Raw genomic sequence first — 24,152 nt, 5'->3', positions numbered from 1 at the left:
CGGAACCTTACTCGCCGGTCAGCGCGGCGTACTCGTCGTAGCTCAGCAGGTCGTCGGGGAGCTGGGTGAACTTCACCTTCACCAGCCAGCCCTCGCCGAAGGGGTCGGAGTTCACGAGCTCCGGCGCATCCACCACCGCAGCGTTCGCCTCGGCGACCGTGCCGTCGACCGGAGCGAACAGCTCGCCGACCGACTTGGTCGACTCGATCTCGCCCACGACCCGGCCGGCGGTGACATCGCTGCCCTCCTCCGGCAGCTCGACGAAGACGACATCGCCCAGCTTCTCGGCCGCGTAGGACGTGATGCCGACGGTCGCGACATCGCCCTCGACCAGGAGCCACTCGTGCTCTGCGGTGTACTTCAGGTCTCGTTCTGCGGCCATGGCTAGCGCTTCTTTCTGCTGTAGAAGGGGAGGGCGGTGACGGTGAAGGGGAGGCGCGTGCCGCGCACATCCACCTGGAGCGAGGTGTTCTCCCGAGCGAAGCGGGGGGCGACGTACGCCATGGCGATGGGCATCCCGAGGGTCGGCGACAGCGCCCCGGAGGTGACGACGCCGACCTCGGCGTCCTCCCCCGTCGCGTCGTCGTGGGCGAACACGGGATAGCCGGCGCGGGCGGCGCGCTTGCCCTCGCCGGTGAGTCCGACGAGCACGCGGGCGTCCGGGTGCGGCCCTTCCTCGCTGGCGAAGCGGCCGACGAAGTCGGTGTCCTTAGCGAGGTTGACGACGCGACCGAGACCCGCCTGCGCCGGCATCGTGTCCGGGCCGAGCTCGTGGCCGTAGAGCGGCATCCCCGCCTCAAGGCGCAGGGTGTCGCGGCTGGCGAGGCCTGCCGGGACGAGGCCCTGCTCGGTGCCGGCCTCGGTCAGCGCATCCCACAGGGCACGGGCGTTGTCGGGCGCCACGTACAGCTCGAAGCCGTCCTCGCCCGTGTAGCCGGTACGGGCGATGAGCACGGGATGCGTCTCGAACTCGGCCGGGAGCGACCAGTAGTACTTGAGGGCGGAGAGGCGCTCGCCGAAGTCTGCGCCGCCGAGGGCGCCGTCGTCGGCTGAGAGCCCGGGGGTGGCGAGGAGGATGGACAGCGCGGCCGGGCCCTGCACCGCGATCAGGGCGATGTCGTCGGACTCGTCGAACACCTCGACGTCGAACGGCGCCGTGCGGTCGCGCAGCTCTTCGGCGACGGCGTCGCGGTTGGACGCGTTGGCGACCACCATGTAGCGGTCGTCGCCCGTGCGGTAGACGACGAGGTCGTCCACGATGCCGCCGGAGCGGGAGAGCAGGAGGCTGTACTTCGCCTGATCGGTGGCGAGCGCCGAGAGCTTGCCCGCGAGGGCGTAGTCGAGCGCCTGCCCGGCCTCCGGGCCGATGAGGACGATCTCGCCCATGTGCGACAGGTCGAACAACCCAGCGGCGGTGCGGACGGCGTGGTGCTCGGCCAGGTCGGAGGAGTAGCGGACGGGCATCTGCCAGCCGGCGAAGTCCGTGAACGATGCGCCCGCGGCGGTGTGGACGTCGTGGAGCGGGGAGAGACGTTCGCCGGGCGTCGATCCGTCCGGCGGGGTCTGTTCTGAACTGCTCTGTTCTGAACTGCTCTGTTGCGAGGTCATGAGTTCTCCGATTCGCCGGCCATCCGGCCGGGGGCTGCGGGGGCGTCGCCGCTCCCGGGAAGAACTCCCCCTCTGTCATCCGGCCTGAGAGTTTCACCGCATCCCGTGGGATGGCGGCTTTCACCGTGGGCGAGAACGGCGGGCGCCGTCCTGCTTTTCAGAGTGGCCAGTCCGATGCGGTACGCGTACCTGAGAGATTGTCGGGGAGGATTGCTCCTTCGGTGCCGGCCCGCTCACGCGTGCACGGCTCTCCCGCATCGACCTCGTTGGCCCAGTATTCAGTTGGATGTCCGGCCAGCATATCCGGTTCGGTCGCGCGGCGCTCCCTCCCGCGGCGATCGCGCGCCGACGCTCCATCGAGTGGTCGCAACACGCCGTGTCGACGGCCTGCGAGACGGCGTGTTGCGACCACTGGATGCTCCGCTTGGCGTTCTGGTCGATGTGACACTAAGATGGGTGACAGTTAGAGTCAGATTGACTATTAGGCGAGGAGCGGGCCATGACCGCACGACACGAACGCGCGAGCGCGATCCTCGCCGTGTCGACGGTCATCTTCGCCCTCCGCAACGATGACGAGGCCACGGGCGTGCCGCAGGTCTGGCTGCCGCTGGTCCGCCGCATCCGGGAGCCGTTCGAGGGCCGGTGGGCGCTTCCCGGCGGGCCGCTCCGGGTCGGCGAGGACCTCGCCTACGCCGCCGCCCGCAGCCTCAACGACACCACGGGGCTGACCCCCAGCTACCTGGAGCAGCTCTACGCCTTCGGCGACGCCGACCGCTCCCCCGGCGCCGACCGCGTCGTCTCCGTCGTGTACTGGGCCCTGGTCCGCAGCGAGGAGGCCGAGCGCGCCAGCGTCGGAGAGAACGTCCGCTGGTTCCCGGCCGACGACCTCCCCGAGCTCGCCTTCGACCACACGGTCATCGTGCAGTACGCCCTGTGGAGGCTGCGCACGAAGATGGAGTACTCGCGCATCGCCCACGCCTTCCTCGGCGAGCGCTTCACGCTGGCCCAGCTGCGCGCGGTGCACGAGGCCGTGCTCGGCAAGGCCCTCGATCCGGCCAACTTCCGCCGCACGATCGAAGGCTCCGGCGCCGTCGTCGCGACCGACGAGTACCTCACCGGCACACCCCACCGGCCGCCGCGGCTATACCGCTACAACGACCAGATCGACCTCGCCGACGCGGGGCCGCTCCCCCGCCAGCAGCATCCGTTCGAAGGAAAAGAAGGAAGCGAATCATGACCATCGCCGACGTGCCCATCGCCTCGGTCGACACCACCATCGGGCTCATCGCCGCAGGGACGCTCGACGGCGAGACCTGCACGCCCGACCTGGTGCAGGCGCCCTGGGAGTTCGACAGCCTGCTCCCCTCCTACGGGCCGGGCGCATCCATGGCCGACCCCATCCCGGCTGACGCGCCCCGCCAGGGCGAGCTGCCGGAGGAGTACCGCACCGCATCCGCCGTCGAACTCGGCGACCGCATCCGCGCCGCCAAGGCGACCCTGGGCGACCGCGTCGCCGTCATGGGCCACTTCTACCAGCGCGACGAGGTCGTGCAGTACGCCGACTTCATCGGCGACTCGTTCCAGCTCGCGAACGCGGCGAAGGCCCGGCCCGAGGCGGAGGCGATCGTCTTCTGCGGCGTGCACTTCATGGCCGAGACGGCCGACATCGTCTCCCGCCCCGACCAGCGCGTCATCCTGCCGAACCTCGCGGCCGGCTGCTCGATGGCCGACATGGCCGACCTCGACTCGGTGCAGGAGTGCTGGGAACAGCTGGAGGAGCTGTACGGCACCGAGCCCGACGCGGACGGCCGCGTGCCCGTCATCCCCGTCACCTACATGAACTCGTCGGCGGCGCTGAAGGCGTTCTGCGGCGAGCACGGCGGCATCGTGTGCACGTCCTCGAACGCCGCCACCGTGCTGCAGTGGGCGTTCGAGCGGGGACAGCGCGTCCTCTTCTTCCCCGACCAGCACCTCGGCCGCAACACCGCGAAGGCGATGGGCGTGCCGATCGAGCGGATGCCGCTCTGGAACCCGCGCAAGGCGTGGGGAGGGACCGACGCATCCACTCTGCAGGACGCCCAGGTGATCCTCTGGCACGGCTTCTGCTCGGTGCACAAGCGCTTCACCGTCGGCCAGATCGAGCACGCCCGCGCCGAGTTCCCGGGCGTGCGCGTGATCGTGCACCCCGAGTGCCCGATGGATGTGGTGGATGCGGCCGACGAGTACGGCTCGACCGACTACATCGTGAAGGCGATCGAGGCGGCGCCCGCCGGCTCCACCTTCGCGATCGGCACCGAGATCAACCTGGTGCAGCGGCTGGCGGCGCAGTATGCGCAGCACACGATCTTCTGCCTCGACTCGGTGGTGTGCCCCTGCTCGACCATGTACCGCATCCACCCCGGCTATCTCGCCTGGGTGCTGGAGGGGCTGGTCCGCGGCGAGGTCGTCAACCAGGTAACGGTGCCCGCGTCGGTCGCAGTGCCGGCCCGGGTAGCGCTCGAGCGGATGCTCGCCGCGCGTCCCGACACGACGATGGCGGCGTGACATGAGCCGCGTCGTCGTCGTCGGAAGCGGGATCGCGGGGCTCACCGCGGCGCTTCGCGCGCGGGCGGTCGGGCACGACGTCACGGTCGTGACCAAGGCGGCGCTTACCACCGGGAGCACCCGGTACGCGCAGGGCGGGATCGCCGCCGCGCTGTTCCCGGACGACAGCGTCGACGCGCACATCGCCGACACGCTGCGTGCAGGGGCAGGGCTGAACGTGCGGGAGGCGGTGGAGGCGCTCTGCGCCGACGGCCCGGACCGGGTGCGCGAGCTGATCGCGCGCGGCGCTGCCTTCGACCGCGACGGCGACACACTCGCCCGAGGGCTCGAGGCAGCACATTCGTCCGCCCGGGTGCTGCATGCCGGAGGGGATGCGACGGGCGCCGAGCTGGAGCGTGCGCTGGCTGAGGCGCTGGCGGCTGCGCGCATCCCGGTCATCGAGGACGCGTTCCTCAGCGATGTGGTGGTCCGCGACGGGCGTGCCGCCGGAGTGCGCCTGCTGGTCGACGGCTCGCCGCTGACCGTGGACGCGGACGCGGTGGTGCTCGCGACCGGCGGCTGGGGCCAGCTGTACGCGCACACGACCAACCCGGAGGTCGCGACCGGCGACGGGGTGGCCGCCGCGTGGCGCGCCGGGGCCGCCCTCGCCGACCTCGAGTTCACGCAATTCCATCCGACCGCGCTGCACGCCGGCGACGGCGGGTCCTTCCTGATCTCGGAGGCGGTCCGCGGCGAAGGCGCGGTCCTGCGCAACGCGGCGGGCGAGCGCTTCATGCTCGACGTGCATCCGGATGCCGAGCTCGCACCCCGCGATGTGGTCGCCCGCGGCATCGCGGTCGAGATGGCGGCGCAGGGCGGTCGTCCGGTGCTGCTGGATGCCACGGCGCTCGGCGCGGCGTTCCTCGCGCGACGGTTCCCCACGATCGACGCAGCCTCGCGCGCCGCCGGCTACGACTGGGGGCGGGAGCCCATACCCGTGACACCCGCCGCCCACTACGCGATGGGCGGGGTCGTCACCGACACCGCTGGCCGGACCACCGTGCCTGGACTCTTCGCCGTCGGCGAGGTCGCCTGCACGGGCGCGCACGGCGGCAACCGGCTGGCCTCCAATTCGCTCCTGGAGGGCCTGGTCTTCGCTCACAGGGCAGCCGAGGCGATCGACGAGCCGTGGGTGGATGCGCCCGCCTGGGTTCGGGAGGGTGCGGCTGTCGACGACGCGCGTCTCGCGGCCGCACATCCCGCGACCCTCGCCTTCGACCGCGTCCGCCTGCGCAGCCTGCTGTGGGAGGCCGCCGGCGTACACCGCGACGGCGCCCGCCTCGCCCAGGCCGCGGCCGAACTCGCGGCGACCGCCGAGCCGGAAGCCGGTGAGGACGCCAACCTTCTCACTCTCGGCCGGCTCGTCGTCGCCGCAGCACTCACCCGCAAGGAGTCGCGCGGGGCGCATTTCCGGTCCGACTTCCCGCTGACCGGCACGGGGGCGCCGGTCCACACCGTCCTCCTCCCCCACGCCGTTCTCTCGGCTGATCCCACTCAGCCGGCCCGTACAGAGGTGCCCGCCACATGTTGACCCGCCAGCTCATCCACACCGCCGTCCAGGCCGCCCTCGTCGAGGACGCGCCCTGGGGCGATGTGACCAGCCAACTGCTCATCCCCGAGGAGGCGAGAGCGACCGCGCGGTTGGTCGCGCGCGAGCCCGGCACGTTCGCGGGCGGCGAGGTGTTCGCCGCGGCGATGACCCTCACCGACCCGGCGATCGACGTGACACTGCACCTCCCCGACGGCGGCCGGTTCGAGGCCGGCGACGCGCTCGCCACGGTCGAGGGACCGGCGCGGTCGGTGCTCCAGGCGGAGCGGGTCGCCCTCAACTTCACGCAGCGGATGAGCGGCATCGCCACCCTCACGTCGGCCTTCGTCGCGGAGGTCGCCCACACCTCCGCCCGCATCGTGGACACGCGCAAGACCACGCCCGGGCTGCGCGCGTTCGAGCGGCACGCCGTCCGCGCGGGCGGCGGCCACAACCACCGCTACTCCCTCTCGGACGCGGTCATGGCGAAGGACAACCACCTGGCGGTCCTCACCGCGCAAACCGGCCTCTCGGTGACGGATGCGCTGCTGCAGGTGCGCGAGCAGCTGTCGCACACCACCCACCTGGAGGTCGAGGTGGACCGGATGGACCAGATCGAGCCGGTCCTCGCCGCCGGGGTGGACACCATCATGCTCGACAACTTCACGCTCGAACAGCTGCGTGAGGGCGTCGCGCTGGTCGCGGGCCGGGCGATCGTGGAGGCGAGCGGCAACGTCAGCCTCGGGACCGTGCGCGACATCGCCGAGACCGGGGTGGATGTCATCTCCTCCGGAGCGCTCACCCACAGCGTCCGCTCGCTCGACCTGGGACTGGACGTGGTGGTCGAGTGATCTACCTGGACGCCGCCGCCACCTCCCCGGTCCGCCGGGAGGTGCTGGAGGCGATGTGGCCGTACCTGACGGGCGACTTCGGCAACCCGTCCAGTCACCACGCCGTCGGCGAGTCGGCCGCGCGCGGTCTGGCCGACGCGCGTGCGGCGGTCGCCGCCTGGCTCGGCTGCCGGGCGTCAGAGGTCACGTTCACCTCCGGCGGCACGGAGGCGGACAACCTGGCCGTCAAAGGGATCGCGCTGGCGAATCCCCGCGACCGGCACATCGTGACGACCCGCATCGAGCACGAAGCCGTGCTGGAGTCGGTCGACTATCTGGTGCGCGTGCACGGGTTCTCGGTGACGTACGTGCCTGTGGGCCGTGACGGGCTGGTGTCGCCCGACGACTTCGCCGCGTCCCTGCGGCCAGACACCACGCTCGCAAGCGTGATGCTGGCCAACAACGAGGTCGGCACGGTGCAGCCGATCGCGACCCTCGCCGCGCTCGCGCACGAGCACGGCATCCCCTTTCATACGGATGCGGTGCAGGCGGCCGGCTGGCTGCCGCTCGACGTCGGAGCCCTCGGAGTGGATGCGCTGAGCATCTCGGGCCACAAGCTCGGAGCCCCGAAGGGCGTCGGCGCGCTGTTCGTGCGCGGGCGCATCCCGCTGGAGCCGGTCATCCACGGCGGGGGTCAGGAGCGGGGGCGGCGCTCCGGAACGGAGAACGTGGCCGGAGCAGTCGCGCTGGCGACGGCTGTGCGACTGACGGCCGAAGGGCTGGATGCGCGCGCGGCGGCAGCGGCGGAGGCTCGGGACGCGTTCATCGCGGCGGTGCTGGAGGAGGCGCCCGGCGCATCCCTCACCGGGCACCCGACCTCACGGCTCCCCGGGTCGGCCTCGTTCGTGTTCGCTGGAACGAACGGCGAGGCGGTGCTCCTCGAACTCGAGCGGCGCGGGGTCGTGTCCTCCAGCGGCTCCGCCTGTGCTGCCGGAAGTGAGGACGCATCGCACGTGCTGCTCGCACTCGGGTACCCGGAGGACGTCGCGCGCACCGCGGTTCGGTTCTCCTGGGGGCCGGAAATGCCCGCTGATCAGCTGGCGAGAGTCGCCCCGGCGGTCGGCGATGCGGTGCGGACGGTGGCGCAACTCGGGCGGTGAGGGAGAGTCCTGTTTTCAGGACCGCTCACGACGCAGCGGCGCCGAGTGCGGCAAGCATCCTCTCGCCCGTCTAGGAAATCAACCGCCTGTGCCCGCCTCTCGGCGCCGCATAGCGTCCCTCTCAACTGACCGCACCCCGCTGCACGCGGGACACAGGGAAGAGGACGCCATGACCGACCCGACACCAGCGCCGGAGCGACGCCAGCCCGGCGAAGCCGTCTACGACCACGACGCCAACGGAGCCGCCGTTCCCGTCGACCACACCCACACCCTCCGCAACGACGTGATCGAGCGCGAGAAGAGCGAGTTCGGCGGCATGAAGTTCGGCTCCGCCTTCTTCGGCTGGTTGACCGCCACCGGCACCGCGGTCCTGCTGACTGCGGTCGTCGCGGCGGCCGGCGCCGCTGTTGGGCTCGGCGCAGCGGGCGGCAGTGCCGACAACGCCGTCGACCAGGCCAACGCCAACGCCTCCACCGTCGGGATCGTCGGCGCCATCGCGCTCGCCGTCATCCTGTTCGTCGCGTACTACTGCGGCGGTTACGTCGCCGGCCGCATGGCGCGGTTCGACGGAGCCAAGCAGGGCATCGCCGTCTGGCTGTGGGCCGTGATCATCGCGGTGGTGGTGGCGGTGCTGAGCCTCGTCCTCGGCAGCCAGTACAACATCCTGGGCAACCTGAACAGCTTCCCGCGCATCCCTCTCAATGAAGGGACGGTGACCGTCACCGGCATCATCACGGCGATCATCGTCGCGATCGTCAGCCTCGGCGGCGCCATCCTGGGCGGGATCGCGGGGATGCGCTACCACCGTCGTGTCGACCGGGTGGGGCTCGGTCGCTGAGACACGGCGAGTCCCGTGACGGGGCCGCACGAGCGGGGCACCTGCTCGCCACGGCGAGCGCAACCACACGAGGAGAACATGATGATCAGCGAGAACAACATCGCAGGACTGGTCGGAGCGAAAGTCATCGATCGCGACGGCGACAAGATCGGGAGCGTCGGCCAGATCTACGTGGATCCGTCCACGGGCCGCCCGAACTGGGCGTCGGTGAAGACCGGACTGTTCGGCACGTCGGAGAGCTTCGTGCCGCTCGACGACGCCGTCGAGGACGGGGACGGCCTGCGGGTGCCGTTCGAGAAGTCGGTGGTGAAGGATGCGCCGCGCATCGAAGACGACGCCGAGCTGAGCCCGCAGGAGGAGGACCAGCTGTACTCGTACTACCGCGGGGGCGGGACGAGCGCGGGGACGGGTGCGGGGACGGGCACGGGCGCCGGAACAGCGCAGACAGCGGACACGTCCGGCGCGGGATACGACACGTCCGGCCCGACGACGGACGACGCGATGACCCGGTCGGAGGAGCGACTGGACGTCGGCACCGAACGCGTCGAGACGGGACGCGCACGGCTGCGCAAGTACGTCGTCACCGAGAACCAGCAGGTGGAAGTGCCGGTCACCCGCGAGGAGGTGCGGGTGGAGCGCGAGCCGATCACCGACGGCAACGTCGGCCAGGCGATGGACGGCCCAGAGCTCAGCGAGGAGGAGCACGAGGTGGTCCTGCACGAGGAGCGCCCCGTGGTCGACAAGGAGACGGTGCCCGTCGAGCGGGTGCGTCTCGACTCCGAGACGGTGACCGGCACCGAGACGGTGAACGAGGATGTGCGCAAGGAGCGCATCGACGTCGAGGGCGATGGGCGCGGGTCCGCGGTGTGACCTGTGCACCAGCGAATCGGGGGGCGCTCGTGACGGGTGCCCCCCGATTCGGCCCCCGACGTCGGCCTGTTTTCAGGACGCGTCCCGCGGGTCCTGTTTTCAGGACCCGTCCCGCGGTCCTGTTTTCAGGACGCGTCCCGCGGTCCTGTTTTCAGGAGGATGGGCTCCGCAGGTACACCCATGCCCTGAAAAGAGGACATGGGTGCAGGGCAGAGCACGAATCTCCTGAGAACAGGACTCCTTCGAGCGACGCCTGAACCCGCGTTTTATTCCCCACTTCTGCGGAGAGCGAACTTCTCCACAGTTCACACGGACGACACCCACGATGTCGGTGCCTCTCGATAGGTTGGACCGGTGACTGAGAAGACCTCACCTGTGCCGTCGATCGACGCCGGAGAAGCCCTGCGGCAATCCGCCGCTGAGCAGCGCATCGCGCCGCGCAACCAGCGTGTGATCTGGCTGCTCCTGGCCGCAACGTTCGTCGTGATCCTCAACGAGACGATCATGGCCGTCGCCATCCCGAAGCTGATGGACGACCTCCACATCGACGCCCTCGCGGCGCAGTGGCTGTCGACGGCCTTCATGCTGACCATGGCCGTCGTCATCCCGATCACCGGCATCCTGCTGCAGCGGTTCACCACGCGGCAGATGTTCATCGCCGCAATGTCGCTCTTCTCGCTCGGCACGCTGTCCGCGGCCCTCGCACCCGGGTTCCTCGTGCTCGTCGGGGCGCGCGTGATCCAGGCGTCGGGCACGGCCATCATGATCCCGCTGCTGATGACCACCCTCATGACGCTCGTGCCACCGGCGATGCGCGGGCGCACCATGGGCAACGTCTCGATCGTCATCTCGGTCGCGCCAGCCGTCGGTCCGGCGATCGGCGGGCTCATCCTCAACTTCCTGGACTGGCGCTGGATCTTCCTGATCGTCCTGCCCATCGCGCTCGCGATGCTGCTGATCGGGATGCGCTTCGTCGAGAACGTCACCGAGACCCAGAAGGTGAAGATCGACACGCTCTCCGTGATCCTGTCGGCGTTCGGATTCGGCGGGCTGGTCTACGGACTGACCCTCTCGGGTGAATCCGGCGGGGCGTCCGCGAGCCCGCTGATGCTGTGGGGCTCCCTTACGGTCGGCGTCATCGGCCTCGCCGCCTTCATCGTGCGCCAGCTGCTCCTGCAGCGGAAGGATCGGGCCCTGCTCGACCTGCGGACCTTCACATTCCCGATCTTCACGATCTCGATCGTGCTGATGGCGATCACGACCGCCTCGATGTTCGGCGTGATCATCGTGCTCCCGCTCTACCTCCAGCACGTGCTGCACCTCGACACGCTGGCGACCGGCCTCATCCTGCTGCCCGGCGGACTCATCATGGGGCTCGCTGCGCCGTTCGTGGGGCGGCTCTACGACCGGTACGGTCCGCGCGTGCTCGTCGTGCCCGGGTCCATCCTGGTCAGCCTCGTGCTGTGGTCGCTGAGCATGGTCACCGAGCACACCCCGGTCGGTCTCATCATCGCCGCGCACGTCGTGATGAGCCTCGGACTCGCGATGATGTTCACGCCGCTGTTCACCGCGGGCCTCGGGGCGGTGCCTCCGCACCTGTACTCGCACGGCAGCGCCATCCTGGGCACGATCCAGCAGGTCGGCGGCGCGGCGGGCACGGCGCTCCTCATCGCTGTGCTCACACTGCAGTCGACCGCGCTCGCGGCGGGTGGAGCCGGGATCGACGCCGCCCAGGCGGGAGGCATCCGCGCCGCGTTCGTCGCCGGGGCGATCATCTCCCTGTTCGCCGTGGTCGGGTCGTTCTTCATGCGCAAGCCCGCCGACTCCCCCGCCGAAGAGCCTGCCTTCGCGCACTAGGGCTTCGGCAGGAGGGAGTTCCACGGCCCGCTCCGTCACGGCAGACTGGTCAGCGACGGAAGGAGTCGCGATGGCGCGCGGAGTCGAGGCGGACACGGTCGAGGAGTACCTGGACCGGATCGGCGAACCGTTCGGGGCAGCCCTCCGGACCGTTCGCGACCGGATCGCCGCGATCGTTCCCGAATCCGAGCAGGTGATCAGCTACCGCGTCCCCACCTTTCGGGTGAACGGGAAGGCGCTCGTCGGCCTCTCGGTGACGTCACGCGAATGCAGCCTCCTGCTCATGAGCCCGCCCGCCGCCTCCGAGCTCGCCGGAACACTCCCGGAAGGGAGCATCACCGGCGCGACGATCCACTTCCCGCCGGAACAGCCGTTGAGCGAAGCGACCCTGCGCCTGATCCTCGACGTCCGCCTGCGAGAACTCGGTCTGCCGCTGACTCCTCAGACACCCCAGACACCGCAGACCCCTCACACACCGCCGATACCTCAGGCGCCGCTGTGAGGGACACCGCACGCACCCGGGCCCTCGCCGCTTTTCAGGGCCTGGCGCTGGGCGACGCCCTCGGGATGCCGACCCAGTCGATGTCGCGCCGGCTGATCGAGGCCGACCACGGGCGCATCCGGGGGCTGGTCGCAGCCGGCCCGCACCAGCAGATCGCCGCGGGGATGCCGGCCGGTTCCATCACGGACGACACCGAGCAGGCGGTGCTGGTCGCGCGACTTCTCATCGACGGCGGCGGAACCGTGCGGCCGGCCGTCCTCGCGTCCGAGCTGCTGACCTGGGAGCGAGCGATGGAGGCACGCGGCTCGCTCGACCTGCTCGGCCCGAGCACCCGCGCCGCCCTCCAACGGCTGCAGGACGGCATGCCGCCCGAGGAGGCCGGACGGTTCGGCGCGACGAACGGCGCGGCCATGCGCATCACGCCGGTCGGCATCGCGGTGCCCGTCGAACCACTCACCGGATTCGTCGACGCGGTCGTTGCGGTGAGCGCCCTGACCCACAACACCGGGATCGGCATCGCCGGCGCGGCCGCCGTGGGCGCGGCCGTCAGCGCCGGGATCGACGGCGCCGACGCGCCGGAGGCTCTGGACGTCGCCGTCGCAGCAGCCCGCGAGGGCGCCCTACGTGGACACTGGGTCGCCGGCGGCGACATCGCGGCGCGGCTGGAGTGGTCCATCCCGTTCCTCCTGGACCGCGCCCCCCGCGAACAGGACGACGCCCTCGCCGAAGTCATCGGCACCTCCGTCGCCGCGCAGGAGTCGGTGATCGCGGCCCTGGCACTGGTTGCGGTGACGGTCGCCGGGAGCGAGCCCGCTCATCCCGACCCGGACTCGGCCTGGGACACCCTGTGCCGCGCCGCCTCCCTCGGCGGCGACACCGACACGATCGCGGCAATGGCCGGCGCCGTGCTCGGCGCGACCGGAGCGGCCGCCTGGCCGCGCACGGCGCTCGACACCATCCGACGGGTCAACGCCCTGGACCTCGAACCCTTGGTCGACGGGCTGCTCGAACTGAGGAGACGACATGGCTGACGGACGCCTCATCTTCACCGGGACGGTCGTCGTCGACCTCCTCCTGACCGTGGATGCGCTGCCCGAGCACGGCGGCGACGTCCTGGCGTCGTCGGCGGGGATGGCGGCCGGCGGTGGCTTCAACGTGATGGCTGCGGCCGCCCGCGACGGCGCCGAGGTCGTCTTCGCCGGGCGCTCGGGCACCGGCCCGTTCGGGGAGGTCGTCGCCGAAGCGCTGTGGCGCGAAGGCATCTCGGTGGCGAACCCGCCGCTGGAGACCGTCGACAACGGGTACTGCGTGGTGCTGGTCGACGCCGGAGCCGAACGCACCTTCGTCACCGCGCCCGGCGCCGAGGGGATGCTGAGCCGCGCCGACCTGGACGCGGTCCAGCCGCATCCCGGTGACGTCGTCTACGCCTCCGGGTACAGCCTCGCGCACCCCGGCTCGGGCCCGGCTGTCACGGGGTGGCTGGCCGACCTGGCGCCGGAGACCCGGGTCGTGTTCGACCCGTCTCCCCTGGTCGGCTCGCTCGACCCGGAGCTGCTCGAGACCGTGCTGCGGCGGACCGACGTGCTCACGGCCAACGAGCGAGAGGCGCGGATCCTGCGCGCCCACGCGCATCCCGCCCCTGCCGCGGGCGCACTGCGCGGGATGCTGCGGGACGGCGGGGTCGCCGTGGTCAGGGACGGGGCCTCGGGGTGCTGGGTCGCGACCGGCGATCCCGCTCCGGCGCACATCCCCGCTTTTCCGGTCAAGGCCGTCGACACCACCGGCGCGGGCGACGCGTTCGGCGGCGTCCTTGCCGCGGCCCTCACACGTGGCGTCGTGCCGATGGATGCCGCCCGCCGGGCCGCTGCCGCCGCGGCCATCACCGTCACCCGGCCGGGACCGGCGACCGCACCGACGGCCGCCGAGACCGACGCACTGCTGGCCGCCGGCTGACCCGGGGTTCACACTGGTCCCAGGCCGCCCGCGACGGCGCGAACGAGCCGAGGAGGCATCCCGTGTTCATTGTGAAGCGCATCTACGACCCGGCCGCACCCGAGGACGGCTACCGCGTGCTCGTCGACCGGCTCTGGCCGCGCGGCATCAGCAAGGAACGCGCCGCCCTCGACCTGTGGCTCAAGGAAGTCGCGCCCTCGACCGAGCTCCGTCGCTGGTTCCACAACGACCCGGCAGTGGAGGGCGAGGTATTCGATGAATTCCGCATCCGCTACGACAAGGAGCTCGATGGCAACCCCGCCGTGGCGCAACTGCGAGCCATCGGCCACGAGCATCCCACCGTCACCCTCCTGGTCGGCGCACGCGACCCCGAACTCGACCACGGCACCGTCCTGAAGCAGTACCTCGCCACCCACCCCTGACCGGCCCCCACCGTCGGGTCCGCGATGAGTGCACGCGACACGCCGCCGCGGTGTGCAATCATCGCGGACTCGATGGCTGGACGGGCGGCGGTCAGTCCTGGGCGAGGAGGCGGACGGCCACGCCATAGGGGTTCAGCGCGACAGTGGGCGCCGGCTCGCCGTCGAGCGTGCGGAGCTCGCCCGCGACCGACGGCGTCACGGTCACCGACGTCTCGTGCTGCGAGACGAAGAAGACGAAGCGGCGGCCGTCCTCATGCACCAGCTCGTCGGTGAACACCCGCGGGTCGTCGAGGCGCACGTCGCGCTCGACGTCCGCCACCCCGGCCAGCGCGTCGTACAGCCGCCAGGTCTGCTCGGGGTTCACCCGCGCCTGTGCGGAGGCGAAGAACTCGAGCGGATACGTGCACAGCACCGCGCGCCCCGCGCCGTGATCGTTGACGACGAGGGCGGGTCGCCCGTGCGCATCCACCGCGACGACACGTCCCGAGGTCGGCCGCACCGGCAGATAGGTGCGCCCGTTCTCGTTGCCCGCGGCCGCGAAGGTCAGCTCGGTCCCGGCTTCGAGCGGCCCGAACGACTCCGTGAACCGCAAGACCACGGTGTCGTCGGTGACCGGCTCGGCCAGCCCGTACGCGCTGTCCATCCGAACCCCGAACAGCTCTTCGGTGTGCGCCCACCAGGGCCCGCGCTGTACGCCGCTCGTCCCGTGCGAGTACGACGCGTACACGGTCGCCCCGCCGCGAGCGAGCGAGACCAGCTGCTCCCACGAGGTCGCGCACAGCTGCTTGACCGACGGCAGCAGGTACAGGCCGTACCCGGTCGGCAGGCCGCCGTCCCGCTTCTCCCGCACGACGGCTACGGGGATGTGCGCCTCATGAGCCGCGACGTACGCCTGCTCACCGGTGACGACGATGTGGGCGCGCTCCTCCTCCTGAGTGAAGGGGTAGTCCTCGGCGAGGTGCGACGGCACGACGAGCGCCGCATCCACCGACGCCCGCCGCGCGGACGGCAGATCGATCGCCGCGAGATCGGCGGCGAATCGCGCCAGCTCGCGCAGCGGAGGCTTAGGCGCGCCATTCCGGTCGGTGATGCCGAAGTGCATCTCGAAGGGATGGTGCGAGTACGGCCGCTGATCGGCGAGGTCGTCGTAGTCGGTGTTGTTCCACGCGATCCACCCGGTCGCGCCGGCCAGCAGCGTCGAGTACAGCAGTTGCCGGTAGTAGGTGGCGGCGCCCGCATCCGACACGAAGTCGCTGGTGAGCCCGAACTCCTCCATGATCACCGGGAGGCCGTGCGTCGCCGACAGCTCGGCGATGAACGCGGCCTTCAGGTGCTGCCGGATCTGGTCGGTCTCCATCCGGTACACGTGCGGGCCGATGAAGTCGGTGAACTCCGCGATGTCGCGCACCGAGAAGCCGTTGTCGTGCCCGGTCGTCTCGATGCCCCACGCGCCGTCGCCCACGGCGACCGGCTGGGTTCCGCCGCCCGCACGCACCGCGTTCACGAGCAGCGACGCCCAGGCATCCACGATGGGACGCGGCGCCTCCCCGCCGTAGATCGGAACCTCGTTGGTGAGCAGCCAGCCGGCGACCGCGGGATGCGCGGCGAACCGCGCCGTCAGCTCCCGCACGTACCAGGCCTGCCGTCCAACGAACCAGACGTCGCGGTACAGGTCGCGGCCGTTGCGCCACGCCGGGTCCCAGTTCTCCCCCGACATGTGTCCGACCAGGAACGTCGGGACCGTCGTCATCCCGATCTCCTCGTGCGCGTCGAGGAAGTCGGCGAAGTTGGCCACGCACTGCTCGTCGAGCGAGTCCGGCGTCGGATGGAAGTCCGGCCAGTAGAAGAAGGAGCGCGTCATGTTCAGGCCGTGCTCGGCGAGCACGCGCAGCTCCTGGCGCACGATGGCGGCGTCGTAGCGGGTCCACATCAGCGGGCCGCCGGTGCGCGACCAGAAGTTGGCGCCGAGCCACACCACCGGGGCGTCGTCGACCTGCAAGACCGGGGAGGGGCGATCCATGATGCCTTTCACACGAGGGAACGAGAAGCGTTAAGAGGAGGCGAAGCGGACGCGGCAGGCGTCACTTCACGGCGCCGGCAGTGAGACCGGCGACGAAGTTGCGCTGCAGCAACAGGAACGCCACGACGATCGGGATCGACACCACCAGCGACGCCGCCATGATCTGGTTCCAGTAAACGTTCGTCTGCGTCGAGTACAGCTGCAACCCGACCGCGAGCGTCCGGTTCTCATCCGTCGTCATCACGGACGCGAACAGCACTTCTCCCCAACTGGTCATGAACGAATAGATCGCGACGGCGATCAGGCCCGGGCGAGCCGCCGGGAGCACGACGTGCCAGAGCGCGCCCATCGGGCCGGACCCATCCACCTTCGCCGCCTCGTCGAGGTCACGCGGGATGCCGTCGAAGTAGCCGGCGAGCATCCAGATCGAGAAGGGCAGCACGAACGTGAAGTACGTGATGATGAGCCCCCAGCGGGTGCCCACCAGCTGGATACCGGTGGCCTGGTTGATGTTGACGAAGATGAGGAACAGCGGGAGCAGGAACAGCACGCCCGGGAACATCTGCGTCGAGAGCACGGTCGTGGTGAACACGTTCCGGCCCTTGAACCGATAGCGCGACACCGCGTACGCGGCGAACACCGCGATGACCAGCGATATCAGCGTGGCGGCGCTCGACACGATGAGGCTGTTCACGAAGTACGAGGCCAACGGCACGGTCGACCACATGTCGATGAACGGCTGGAAGGTGATGTTCTGCGGCCACCAGGTGAAGGAGGCCTGCACTTCGGACAACGGCTTCATGGATGACGTGACCATGACCCACAGCGGGACGACGGTGAAGATGGTCAGCACCGCGATGACGACCCACCGGAAGACGTGGGAAGAGGTGGTCTCACGCATTGCGGTTCCTCCGGTTGACGGCGAGCAGATAGATTCCGGTGACGATCAGCAGGAAGATCAGCAGCAGCACGCTCATCGCGGCGCCGGAGCCGAAGTTCCAGGTCAGGAACGAGGCGTTGTAGATGTGGAACGAGATCAGATCTCCGGAGGCCGGCTGCGCGGTGCTGCCGAACAGCACATACGGCGTGTTGAAGTCGTTGAAGGTCCACAGGAACATCACCAGCAGCAGCACGGAGTTGACCGGCCGCAGCATCGGAAGGGTGATCGCGTGCCACTGGCGGAAGGGCTTGGCGCCGTCGACCGCTGAAGCCTCGTAGACCTCGGCCGGGATCGACTGGAGGCCGGCCATCAGCATCAGGAACGCGAACGGCCACAACCGCCAGATCGCGACGATGACGATCGCCCAGAAGGCGTTGTTGCCGATCAGCCAGAACGGCTTGTCCCCCGAGAACCCGAGGGTGTCGAAGAAGAAGTTGTTGATGGCGCCGGTGTCCTTCTGGAACATGAACTTCCAGGTGATGATGCCGGCGTAGAGCGGCAGCGCGTACGGCACGAGGAAGAGGGTGCGGAAGAACGCGCGGCCCCGGAACCGCCCCTGCAGCGCGACGGCCGCGGCCATCCCGAACACCCAGGACAGGCCCACCACCAGGATGGTGAAGGCTACGGTCACGAAGAACGAACTCAACAGAGCGGCACCGGTCGAGCCGCTGAAGTCGAGCGCCACCGCGTAGTTCTTGAGACCGACGAACGGGGCCTCGCCCCAGTTCGCGATGTAGAACTTGGTGAGCTGGAGGAAGCTGATCCAGATGCCGGTGAGCATCGGGACGACATGGATGAGCAGCTCGAAGACGATGGCCGGTGCCAGCAGGACGAACGGCAGCCACCATCCCTTCGGGCGGCGGCGCTTCGGCGCCGGAGGGGCTGCGGGGACCGGCACGGTCTGTGCGGGGCCGCGGACGTCTGTCGTCGTCGACATGAGTCTCCTTACAGGTGTGGCTGGTCACCGGGCGGGACGGGAAGGCCGATCAAGGTCTCCACGTCCCGCCCGGCGAGCGGGGCATCAGCGGATCAGCCGCCGAGCGACTGCTTGACCTGGTCCTGCGCGTTCTTCAGTGCCGTCTTGATGTCGGCGTCGGAGACGGTGTTGCCGGTGGCGATCTTGGCGAACATGTCGTTCATCGCCTTGCCGACCGTGTTCTCGAACTGGTCCTCGGCCGGCACCAGCGGCAGCGGCTTGGACATGTCGTTGTAGATCTTCTGGAACGTCGCGGCTTCTTCGGCGTTGTCCGTGAAGTTGGGCTTCGCGTCGTTCAGCACCGGGAGGGTCGAGTACGGCTTACCGAGCGTGGTCTGGGTGTCTTCGCTCGTCATGTACTTGACGAACTTGAGCGCCGCATCCTTCTGCTTGGTGTTCTTGAAGACCGAGAGGTTGATGCCGGCGACGTGGCTGGCCACCTTCTCACCGCCGTCCGGAGCCGGGAACGGCACGACACCGTACTGGTCGTTCTTCATGCCGTTGGCGACGATCGACGAGTCCGCGTTGTTCTGGCTGAGGATCATCGCGACCTTGCCGGTGGCGAAGTCGTTGACCGCCTGGACGCCGTTGTCGTACTGCGCGTTGGAGGTGTTGACGACCTTGTCGGTCTGCATCAGGTCGAGGTAGCGCTTGATGCCGTCGATGTTCGGCTGGGTGTCGAACGTCGGGTTGCCCTTGCTGTCGAACCACTCGCCGCCGTTCTGGGCCGAGTTGATGAACGCGAAGTGCACGTTCTCGGTGTAGCTGCCCGCTGCGAGCGAGAAGCCGTACTGGCTGCCGGTGGTGAGCTTCTTCGCTGCAGCGACCAGCTCCTCCCACGTCGTCGGGGGCTGCACGCCGGCGTCCGCGTACATCTTCTTGTTGTAGTACAGGCCGTACGCGAGGCCGTAGAGCGGGACGCTCGTGACGGGCTTGCCCTTCACGCCACCGGTCTCGAGGGCGGTCTTCACGAACTTGTCGCTGCCGCCGATCGCCTTCATGTTGGCGTCGTCGAACGGCAGGAATGCGCCGGTCGCCTGCAGGGAGGCGGCCCAGGTGTTGCCGATGTTGAGCACGTCGGGGCCCTGGCCGGAGGTGACGGCGGTCTGGATGCGCGTCTGCAGATCGTTCCAGCCGATGACCTCGAGCTTGACCTTGATACCGGTCTGCTTCGTGAAGTCGTTCAGGACCGGAGTGAGCACCTCTTTGTCGTTGGCGAGGCTCGTCCCCTGGTTGCTGGCCCAGTAGGTGATGGTCGCCCCGCTGGACGACCCTCCGGATCCCGAGCTGCTGCAGCCCGCGACCACGAGCGAGACCGCAGCGGCTATTGCCGCGACGGCGATGGCGCGTTTCCTCATTGTGACTCCTTCGTCTCTTGATGGGGGCGATCCCGGCTCTGGTGCGAGAGCCGAGCGCGGGAGCGCCACGCTGAGCCTAACTTAACCGGTTCAGGTGTCAATCCTTGACTTCGCCTCGTCCGAGGGTATACCGGCGGGTCTTGCTCCCCTCCCGCGCTGGGGCCCCTGGGGGCGTCGAGCCGTGAGTCGTTGCGCAAATGTGACGCGAGTGGTGACCAGATGTCACCGTTCGGCGGGGGCGCGAGGCGCGAGCGGCGAGGCGTGGGGCGCGGCCGCGCGTCAGCGCGACGCGTGCTGGGGCGCGGGGAGGCTCGTCCCACGCGGGACCAGGCGGCTCGGCCGCGCGCGGCGGTCGAACGCGGGCGTGCCCGCGAGCTGGTCGAGCAGCAGCCGGGTGGAGCGCCGCCCCTGCTCCTCCGGGTAGCGGTCGAGGGCCGTGATGGGCCGCGTCCCGAGCCGGCAGAGCAGGGAGTCGTCCCAGCTGACGATGGCCACATTCTCGCGCCCGGCGTGGTTCAGCGCCGTCTGTGCGCCCAGGGCGAGCAGGTCGTTGGAGGTGAGCACCGCCGTGATTCCCGGATCGTCGCGCACCAGTTCCGTCGCCACCCGCTCCCCCGCCTCCATCGAGTAGTCGGAGGTGGCGAACACGAACTCGAGGCCGAGCTCGCGCCCGGCGGCCGCGACCGAGTCGCGGCGGTCCTGCTCGTGCTCGAACTCGGCGGGACCCGCGATGTGGAGTGCGCGCCGGTGGCCGAGGGAGGCGAGGTGCCCGACCAGCATCCGCGCGTCGGCGGCGGCGTTGTAGAGCAGCACCTTCCCCGGTGCGACCGCCTCGCGGTTGCCGTGCAGCACGAAGGCGAGGCCGAGGTCCTCGAGCAGCTTGGGGCGCGGGTCGTCGAAGGTGATGTCGAACAGCATCACGCCGTCCACGCGGGCCTCCGCGCTCCAGCGGCGGTATGCGGCGACCTCCTGGCCGGCATCACCGCCGACCATCCGGAGCAGCAGCGACTGCCCGGTCTCGGACAGTTCGCTCTCCACGCCGGCGAGCAGGCTCATGTAGTACGGCTCGGCCCCGAGGAGACCCGGGTCGCGCCGCAGCACGATGCCGATCGTGTCCGAGCGTGCCCGGGAGAGCGCCCGCGCGGACGAGCTGGGATGCCATCCCAGCTCTTCGGCGAGCGCCAGCACGCGCAAGCGCGTCTCGTCACTCACGCCGGGCAGGCCGTTGAGCGCGTACGACACCGACGCCTTCGACAGTCCCAGCTGGTCGGCCAGGCCCGCGATGGTGACGCGTCCCGCTCCGTGGTTCACGGCCGCCTCCCTTTCCTGCTGCGCGGCCAACATTACTTGTTCGGCCGTTCGGCGCACCCTCGGACCCTCTCAGGGTGTTCGGGCCCGGACGGAATGGCCGGACCCCGGCGCCTTTCGCGACGAACGGCCGCGCAGCCTTCCGGCAGAATGTGGGCGTGAGCCCCTCCCGGACCAGCACGGTGTTCGAACGGCACCGCCCCGACCACGCGATCGTACGGCACGCGCTCGCGCCGAGCCGTCAGGCGGTGTTCTGGACGGAGGATGCCCCCGGCGACCACTACCCGCGCCTCCGTGGCGACGTCGGCTGCGACCTGGCGGTGGTCGGCGGCGGCTACACCGGCCTGTGGACGGCGCTGCTCGCGAAACGCGAGGACCCGTCCGCCCGCGTCGTCCTGCTGGAGGGCAAGCGGATCGGCTGGGCGGCATCGGGACGCAACGGCGGCTTCTGCGAGGCCAGCCTCACCCACGGCGAGGAGAACGGCCGCACCCGCTGGCCCGGCGAGTTCGACGAGCTCCAACGGCTCGGGATGGTCAATCTGGACGAGATCGAGTCCACCATCACGGAACTGGGTCTCGACGCCGGCTTCGAGCGCAACGGCGCCTTCGACGTCGCGACCGAACCGCACCAGGTCGAGTGGCTGTGGGAGGCCGCTGGCCCCGACGCGGAATTCCTTGACGGCGACGCGATGCGCGCCCTCGTCCACTCCCCCACCTACGAGGCCGGACTCCTGCGGCGGCGGGATTCGGCGCTCGTCCACCCGGCGAAGCTCGCCCGCTCCCTGGCCCGGGCGTGCGCGGACGCGGGGGTCGAGATCTTCGAGCACAGCCCGGTGGAGTCCATCGGCGACGGAACCGTGCTGGAGACGCCGACCGGAACCCTTCGCTCGAAGCGCACCGCGCTCGCCACGAACGTGTTCCCCAGCCTGCTGCGCCGCAACCGTCTGGCCACCGTGCCCGTCTACGACTACGTGCTGATGTCGGAGCCGCTCAGCGCATCCCAGCGGGCATCCCTCGGCTGGGAGGGGCGGCAGGGCATCGGCGACTCGGCCAATCAGTTCCACTACTACCGGCTCACCGCCGACGACCGCATCCTCTTCGGCGGCTACGACGCGGTGTACCACTACGGCGGTCGCGTCCGCGCCTCCTACGAGGACCGCCCGGAGACCTTCCAGAGGCTCGCCGCGCACTTCTTCACGACCTTCCCGCAACTGGAGGGTCTGACCTTCACGCACCGCTGGGCCGGCGCGATCGACACCTGCAGCCGGTTCTGCGCCTTCTTCGGTTCGGCGCGGGAGGGACGCGTCGCCTACGCCGCCGGCTACACCGGGCTTGGGGTGGCGGCCACCCACTTCGGCGCGAAGGTGATGCTGGACCTCCTGGCCGGGCGGACCACCGAGCGCACCGAGCTGGAGATGGTGCGGACGCGGCCGATCCCGTTCCCGCCGGAGCCGGCAGCATCCCTCGGCATCAATCTGACCCGCTGGTCGCTCGACGCGGCGGACCACAGCGCGGGCCACCGCAACGCCTTCCTCCGCACGCTGGATGCCGTCGGCCTCGGCTTCGACTCCTGACCCGGCCCGCCGAGTTGACGCAACACGCCGTCACGGCAGTGAGCGCGACGGCGTGTCGTGACAACTGGATGCACGCGGCGAGGGGCGCCGGGGTCAGCCGGACGTGCGGCCGCGCGCCAAGACGGCGGCATGGAGCGCCGCGACGGTCTCGCCGTCGTCCAGGTCCATCCCGAGCAGCTCCTCGATGAGGGCGATGCGCTGGTAGAACACCGACCGGGACAGGTGGCTCGCGGCCGCCGCGCGCGTCCGGTTGCCGGGGTGGGTGAGGTAGGCGCGCAGCACCTCGATCAGGTCGCCGTCGGTGGCGAGGTCGTGCTCGATGAGCGGACGCAGCATCTGCTCGGTGTGCTCCAGCATCCGCGGGTCGCTTCCGAGGGCGTTGACCAGCCGCAGCAGCGGACGATGCTGCACCCGCTGCACCACAGGCCGGCGGCCCAGGCGGGCGTCGGCGGGGGCCGCGGCTCCGGCCGCCAGCTCGACCGCCTCCTCCAGCGACGACAGCAGCCCGGTGATGCCGCGCGCGTCCGACCCGATCGCGACGACCGCCGCGGGGTCGTCGAGCCGGGCGGACGAGGCCGCCTCCGCGATCGCCTCGAACGCGGCGTCGCCCAGCCGTCGGCCCGGGCGAACGGAGGCCGCGACGACCAGCGTCCCCGCCTGTTCGGGATGCCGCCCGGCGACCGCGTCCGCACCTCCCGCGTGCGCCGCCTCCACGGCACGCGCGCCGGCCGACACCGGCAGGGTGCCCGATCGCAGCCGGATGGCGACCCCGACCAGGGGCCGACCGGCGATCGGGAAGCCCGCCGCCTCGAAGCGCGCGGTCACGCCGCCCTCCGCGGCGAACCGCCGGCCGAGCAGGGCCGCGAGCAGCGCATCGTGGCTTCGCCGCGTCCACTCGTCCTCGTCGCGGTCCGACAGCCGGCTGAGCGCGAGCGCGACTGCCGCCTGCTCGAGCACGTTCGACCGTCCGGCGGGATGCGGTTCTCCGGCAAGTCCGACGAGGTGCCCCCAGCGCATCCCGCGCGCCTCGACCGGCACGATCGTCCAGCCGTCGCCGCCCGCACGATGGGCCGCGCGCGAGCGCTGCTCCCAGTCCGCGAGCTCCGCTTCGCCGCCCGCCGCGAGCCCGCCGGCCGCGATCACCCGGTGGCTCGTGTCCTCCAGCACCACGGGCGATCCGAGCACCCGCGCCGCCTGCTCCACGATGAAGTCGGCAGGGCTCCCGCGCAGGCTCAGATCGGTGAATAGCGCGTGGATGTCGTCCCGAGCCCGAAGCGCAGCCATCTGCTCGGCGATGATCCGGGAGTGCACCGCCTCCGTGATCGCGACGAACCGCGCCTCCCGATGCAGCACAGCGAAGGGCAACCCTGCCGCTGCGAACTCCTCGACCAGCGCGGCCGGCGCCACCGGCATCGGCGGCCCGAGCTCCAGCACGAGCCCGGCGACGTCCGCCTCGATCAGCACGCGTCCGAGCCTCCGGAGGGCCGCCTCGTCGGCGGGCCAGCCGACTCCCGTCGCGAGCAGCAGTTCGCCGCCGGAGCCCAGCCGCGCCGCCTCCGCGGTCTCGGCGACGTGCACCCAGCGCACGGGCGCATCCAATCGCTCGCGGCCGGTCAGCACCTCGGGGAGTGCCACAGCCACCGGCTCCATCCGCAGCACTTCGCGCACGGATGGAAGCACCGACGGGAGCACCGTCGTCACCGTGACAGACGCCTCCGGACGAACTGTTCGACCCGCTGCCGGGTCCCGACGATCTGGCATCGCTGTTCCCGCCTCCGCTCTGTGATCATGGGGAGGCAAGCCTACTGACTTTGCCGGGCAATCC

At 70.4% G+C, this 24,152-nt stretch carries 21 protein-coding genes and 2 riboswitches; of the genes, 13 read left to right on the top strand and 8 right to left on the bottom strand.

Translation table 11 applies throughout. The features are described from left to right. Positions 1 to 7: 7 nt before the first annotated feature. Both gcvH and gcvT read right to left on the bottom strand, forming a co-directional pair. The gene (gene gcvH / locus AB4Z18_RS06080; protein WP_441781793.1) at positions 8 to 382 is read right to left on the bottom strand and encodes a glycine cleavage system protein GcvH; all 375 of its coding nucleotides are present in this window, start codon (positions 380 to 382) and stop codon (positions 8 to 10) included. A gap of 2 nt (positions 383 to 384) precedes the next feature. Next, on the bottom strand, positions 385 to 1,608 hold the full coding sequence (gene gcvT / locus AB4Z18_RS06075; protein ID WP_441781792.1) for a glycine cleavage system aminomethyltransferase GcvT: 1,224 nt from the start codon (positions 1,606 to 1,608) through the stop codon (positions 385 to 387). Between the two features lie 65 nt (positions 1,609 to 1,673). Then, positions 1,674 to 1,774, bottom strand: a riboswitch (glycine riboswitch). Between the two features lies 1 nt (position 1,775). Next, a riboswitch (glycine riboswitch) is annotated at positions 1,776 to 1,873 on the bottom strand. Positions 1,874 to 2,107: 234 nt separating this feature from the next. On the opposite strand from gcvT, the gene AB4Z18_RS06070 reads away from it, so the two are divergent. The 12 genes from AB4Z18_RS06070 (at position 2,108) to AB4Z18_RS06015 (ending at position 14,151) form a co-directional block, all read left to right on the top strand. Next, positions 2,108 to 2,845, top strand: coding sequence for an NUDIX hydrolase (locus AB4Z18_RS06070; protein WP_441781791.1), 738 nt, complete (start codon positions 2,108 to 2,110; stop codon positions 2,843 to 2,845). Next, the gene (nadA, locus tag AB4Z18_RS06065) at positions 2,842 to 4,152 is read left to right on the top strand and encodes a quinolinate synthase NadA (RefSeq protein WP_441781790.1); all 1,311 of its coding nucleotides are present in this window, start codon (positions 2,842 to 2,844) and stop codon (positions 4,150 to 4,152) included. The genes AB4Z18_RS06070 and nadA overlap by 4 nt, the downstream gene beginning before the upstream one ends. A gap of 1 nt (position 4,153) precedes the next feature. Beyond that, positions 4,154 to 5,722, top strand: coding sequence for an L-aspartate oxidase (gene nadB / locus AB4Z18_RS06060; protein ID WP_441781789.1), 1,569 nt, complete (start codon positions 4,154 to 4,156; stop codon positions 5,720 to 5,722). After that, on the top strand, positions 5,716 to 6,570 hold the full coding sequence (nadC, locus tag AB4Z18_RS06055) for a carboxylating nicotinate-nucleotide diphosphorylase (protein WP_441781788.1): 855 nt from the start codon (positions 5,716 to 5,718) through the stop codon (positions 6,568 to 6,570). The genes nadB and nadC overlap by 7 nt, the downstream gene beginning before the upstream one ends. Then, positions 6,567 to 7,709, top strand: a complete 1,143-nt coding sequence (locus AB4Z18_RS06050) for a cysteine desulfurase family protein (protein WP_441781787.1) — start codon at positions 6,567 to 6,569, stop codon at positions 7,707 to 7,709. Before nadC ends, AB4Z18_RS06050 begins: the two co-directional genes overlap by 4 nt. Before the next feature lie 169 nt (positions 7,710 to 7,878). Next, the gene (locus AB4Z18_RS06045) at positions 7,879 to 8,547 is read left to right on the top strand and encodes a hypothetical protein (RefSeq protein WP_441781786.1); all 669 of its coding nucleotides are present in this window, start codon (positions 7,879 to 7,881) and stop codon (positions 8,545 to 8,547) included. 81 nt (positions 8,548 to 8,628) lie between these two features. Further along, positions 8,629 to 9,417: a DUF2382 domain-containing protein gene (locus tag AB4Z18_RS06040; RefSeq protein WP_441781785.1), complete on the top strand. Its 789-nt coding sequence runs from the start codon at positions 8,629 to 8,631 to the stop codon at positions 9,415 to 9,417. Positions 9,418 to 9,792: 375 nt separating this feature from the next. Continuing rightward, complete coding sequence (locus AB4Z18_RS06035) at positions 9,793 to 11,274, top strand: MDR family MFS transporter (RefSeq protein ID WP_441782982.1); 1,482 nt, start codon at positions 9,793 to 9,795, stop codon at positions 11,272 to 11,274. A 70-nt stretch (positions 11,275 to 11,344) separates the two neighbouring features. Beyond that, positions 11,345 to 11,776 carry an iron chaperone gene (locus tag AB4Z18_RS06030; RefSeq protein ID WP_441781784.1) on the top strand — a complete coding sequence of 144 codons (432 nt, stop codon included), beginning with the start codon at positions 11,345 to 11,347 and terminating at the stop codon, positions 11,774 to 11,776. After that, positions 11,773 to 12,807 carry an ADP-ribosylglycohydrolase family protein gene (locus AB4Z18_RS06025; RefSeq protein ID WP_441781783.1) on the top strand — a complete coding sequence of 345 codons (1,035 nt, stop codon included), beginning with the start codon at positions 11,773 to 11,775 and terminating at the stop codon, positions 12,805 to 12,807. Before AB4Z18_RS06030 ends, AB4Z18_RS06025 begins: the two co-directional genes overlap by 4 nt. Further along, on the top strand, positions 12,800 to 13,729 hold the full coding sequence (locus AB4Z18_RS06020) for a PfkB family carbohydrate kinase (protein WP_441781782.1): 930 nt from the start codon (positions 12,800 to 12,802) through the stop codon (positions 13,727 to 13,729). Before AB4Z18_RS06025 ends, AB4Z18_RS06020 begins: the two co-directional genes overlap by 8 nt. 62 nt (positions 13,730 to 13,791) lie before the next feature. Next, complete coding sequence (locus tag AB4Z18_RS06015; protein ID WP_441781781.1) at positions 13,792 to 14,151, top strand: DUF488 domain-containing protein; 360 nt, start codon at positions 13,792 to 13,794, stop codon at positions 14,149 to 14,151. 91 nt (positions 14,152 to 14,242) lie between these two features. Here the strand turns inward: AB4Z18_RS06015 and AB4Z18_RS06010 are convergent, their stop codons facing one another. From AB4Z18_RS06010 to AB4Z18_RS05990, 5 genes are all read right to left on the bottom strand, one after another. Beyond that, a complete protein-coding gene (locus tag AB4Z18_RS06010) occupies positions 14,243 to 16,171 on the bottom strand; it encodes a cellulase family glycosylhydrolase (protein ID WP_441781780.1) in 1,929 nt (642 codons plus the stop codon). A gap of 61 nt (positions 16,172 to 16,232) precedes the next feature. Further along, positions 16,233 to 17,072 (bottom strand): carbohydrate ABC transporter permease, encoded by an 840-nt coding sequence (locus AB4Z18_RS06005; RefSeq protein WP_441781779.1) that lies wholly within the window; start codon positions 17,070 to 17,072, stop codon positions 16,233 to 16,235. Further along, positions 17,065 to 18,048: a carbohydrate ABC transporter permease gene (locus AB4Z18_RS06000; protein WP_441781778.1), complete on the bottom strand. Its 984-nt coding sequence runs from the start codon at positions 18,046 to 18,048 to the stop codon at positions 17,065 to 17,067. The genes AB4Z18_RS06005 and AB4Z18_RS06000 overlap by 8 nt, the downstream gene beginning before the upstream one ends. Positions 18,049 to 18,140: 92 nt before the next feature. Further along, positions 18,141 to 19,445, bottom strand: coding sequence for an ABC transporter substrate-binding protein (locus AB4Z18_RS05995; protein ID WP_441781777.1), 1,305 nt, complete (start codon positions 19,443 to 19,445; stop codon positions 18,141 to 18,143). A 279-nt stretch (positions 19,446 to 19,724) separates the two neighbouring features. After that, positions 19,725 to 20,756: a LacI family DNA-binding transcriptional regulator gene (locus AB4Z18_RS05990; protein WP_441781776.1), complete on the bottom strand. Its 1,032-nt coding sequence runs from the start codon at positions 20,754 to 20,756 to the stop codon at positions 19,725 to 19,727. A gap of 155 nt (positions 20,757 to 20,911) precedes the next feature. Here AB4Z18_RS05990 and AB4Z18_RS05985 point away from each other — a divergent pair, with 155 nt between their 5' ends. Beyond that, positions 20,912 to 22,327: an NAD(P)/FAD-dependent oxidoreductase gene (locus AB4Z18_RS05985; RefSeq protein ID WP_441781775.1), complete on the top strand. Its 1,416-nt coding sequence runs from the start codon at positions 20,912 to 20,914 to the stop codon at positions 22,325 to 22,327. A 93-nt stretch (positions 22,328 to 22,420) separates the two neighbouring features. Here AB4Z18_RS05985 and AB4Z18_RS05980 read toward each other — a convergent pair whose 3' ends face one another. After that, positions 22,421 to 24,028, bottom strand: coding sequence for a PucR family transcriptional regulator (locus tag AB4Z18_RS05980; protein ID WP_441781774.1), 1,608 nt, complete (start codon positions 24,026 to 24,028; stop codon positions 22,421 to 22,423). Positions 24,029 to 24,152 lie beyond the last annotated feature (124 nt).

It is taken from the genome of Leifsonia sp. 2TAF2 (assembly GCF_052115085.1).
Lineage (GTDB): Bacteria > Actinomycetota > Actinomycetes > Actinomycetales > Microbacteriaceae > Leifsonia.
The sequence above is the reverse complement of the archived record's forward strand: the minus strand, read 5'-3'. Positions and strand labels throughout refer to the sequence as shown.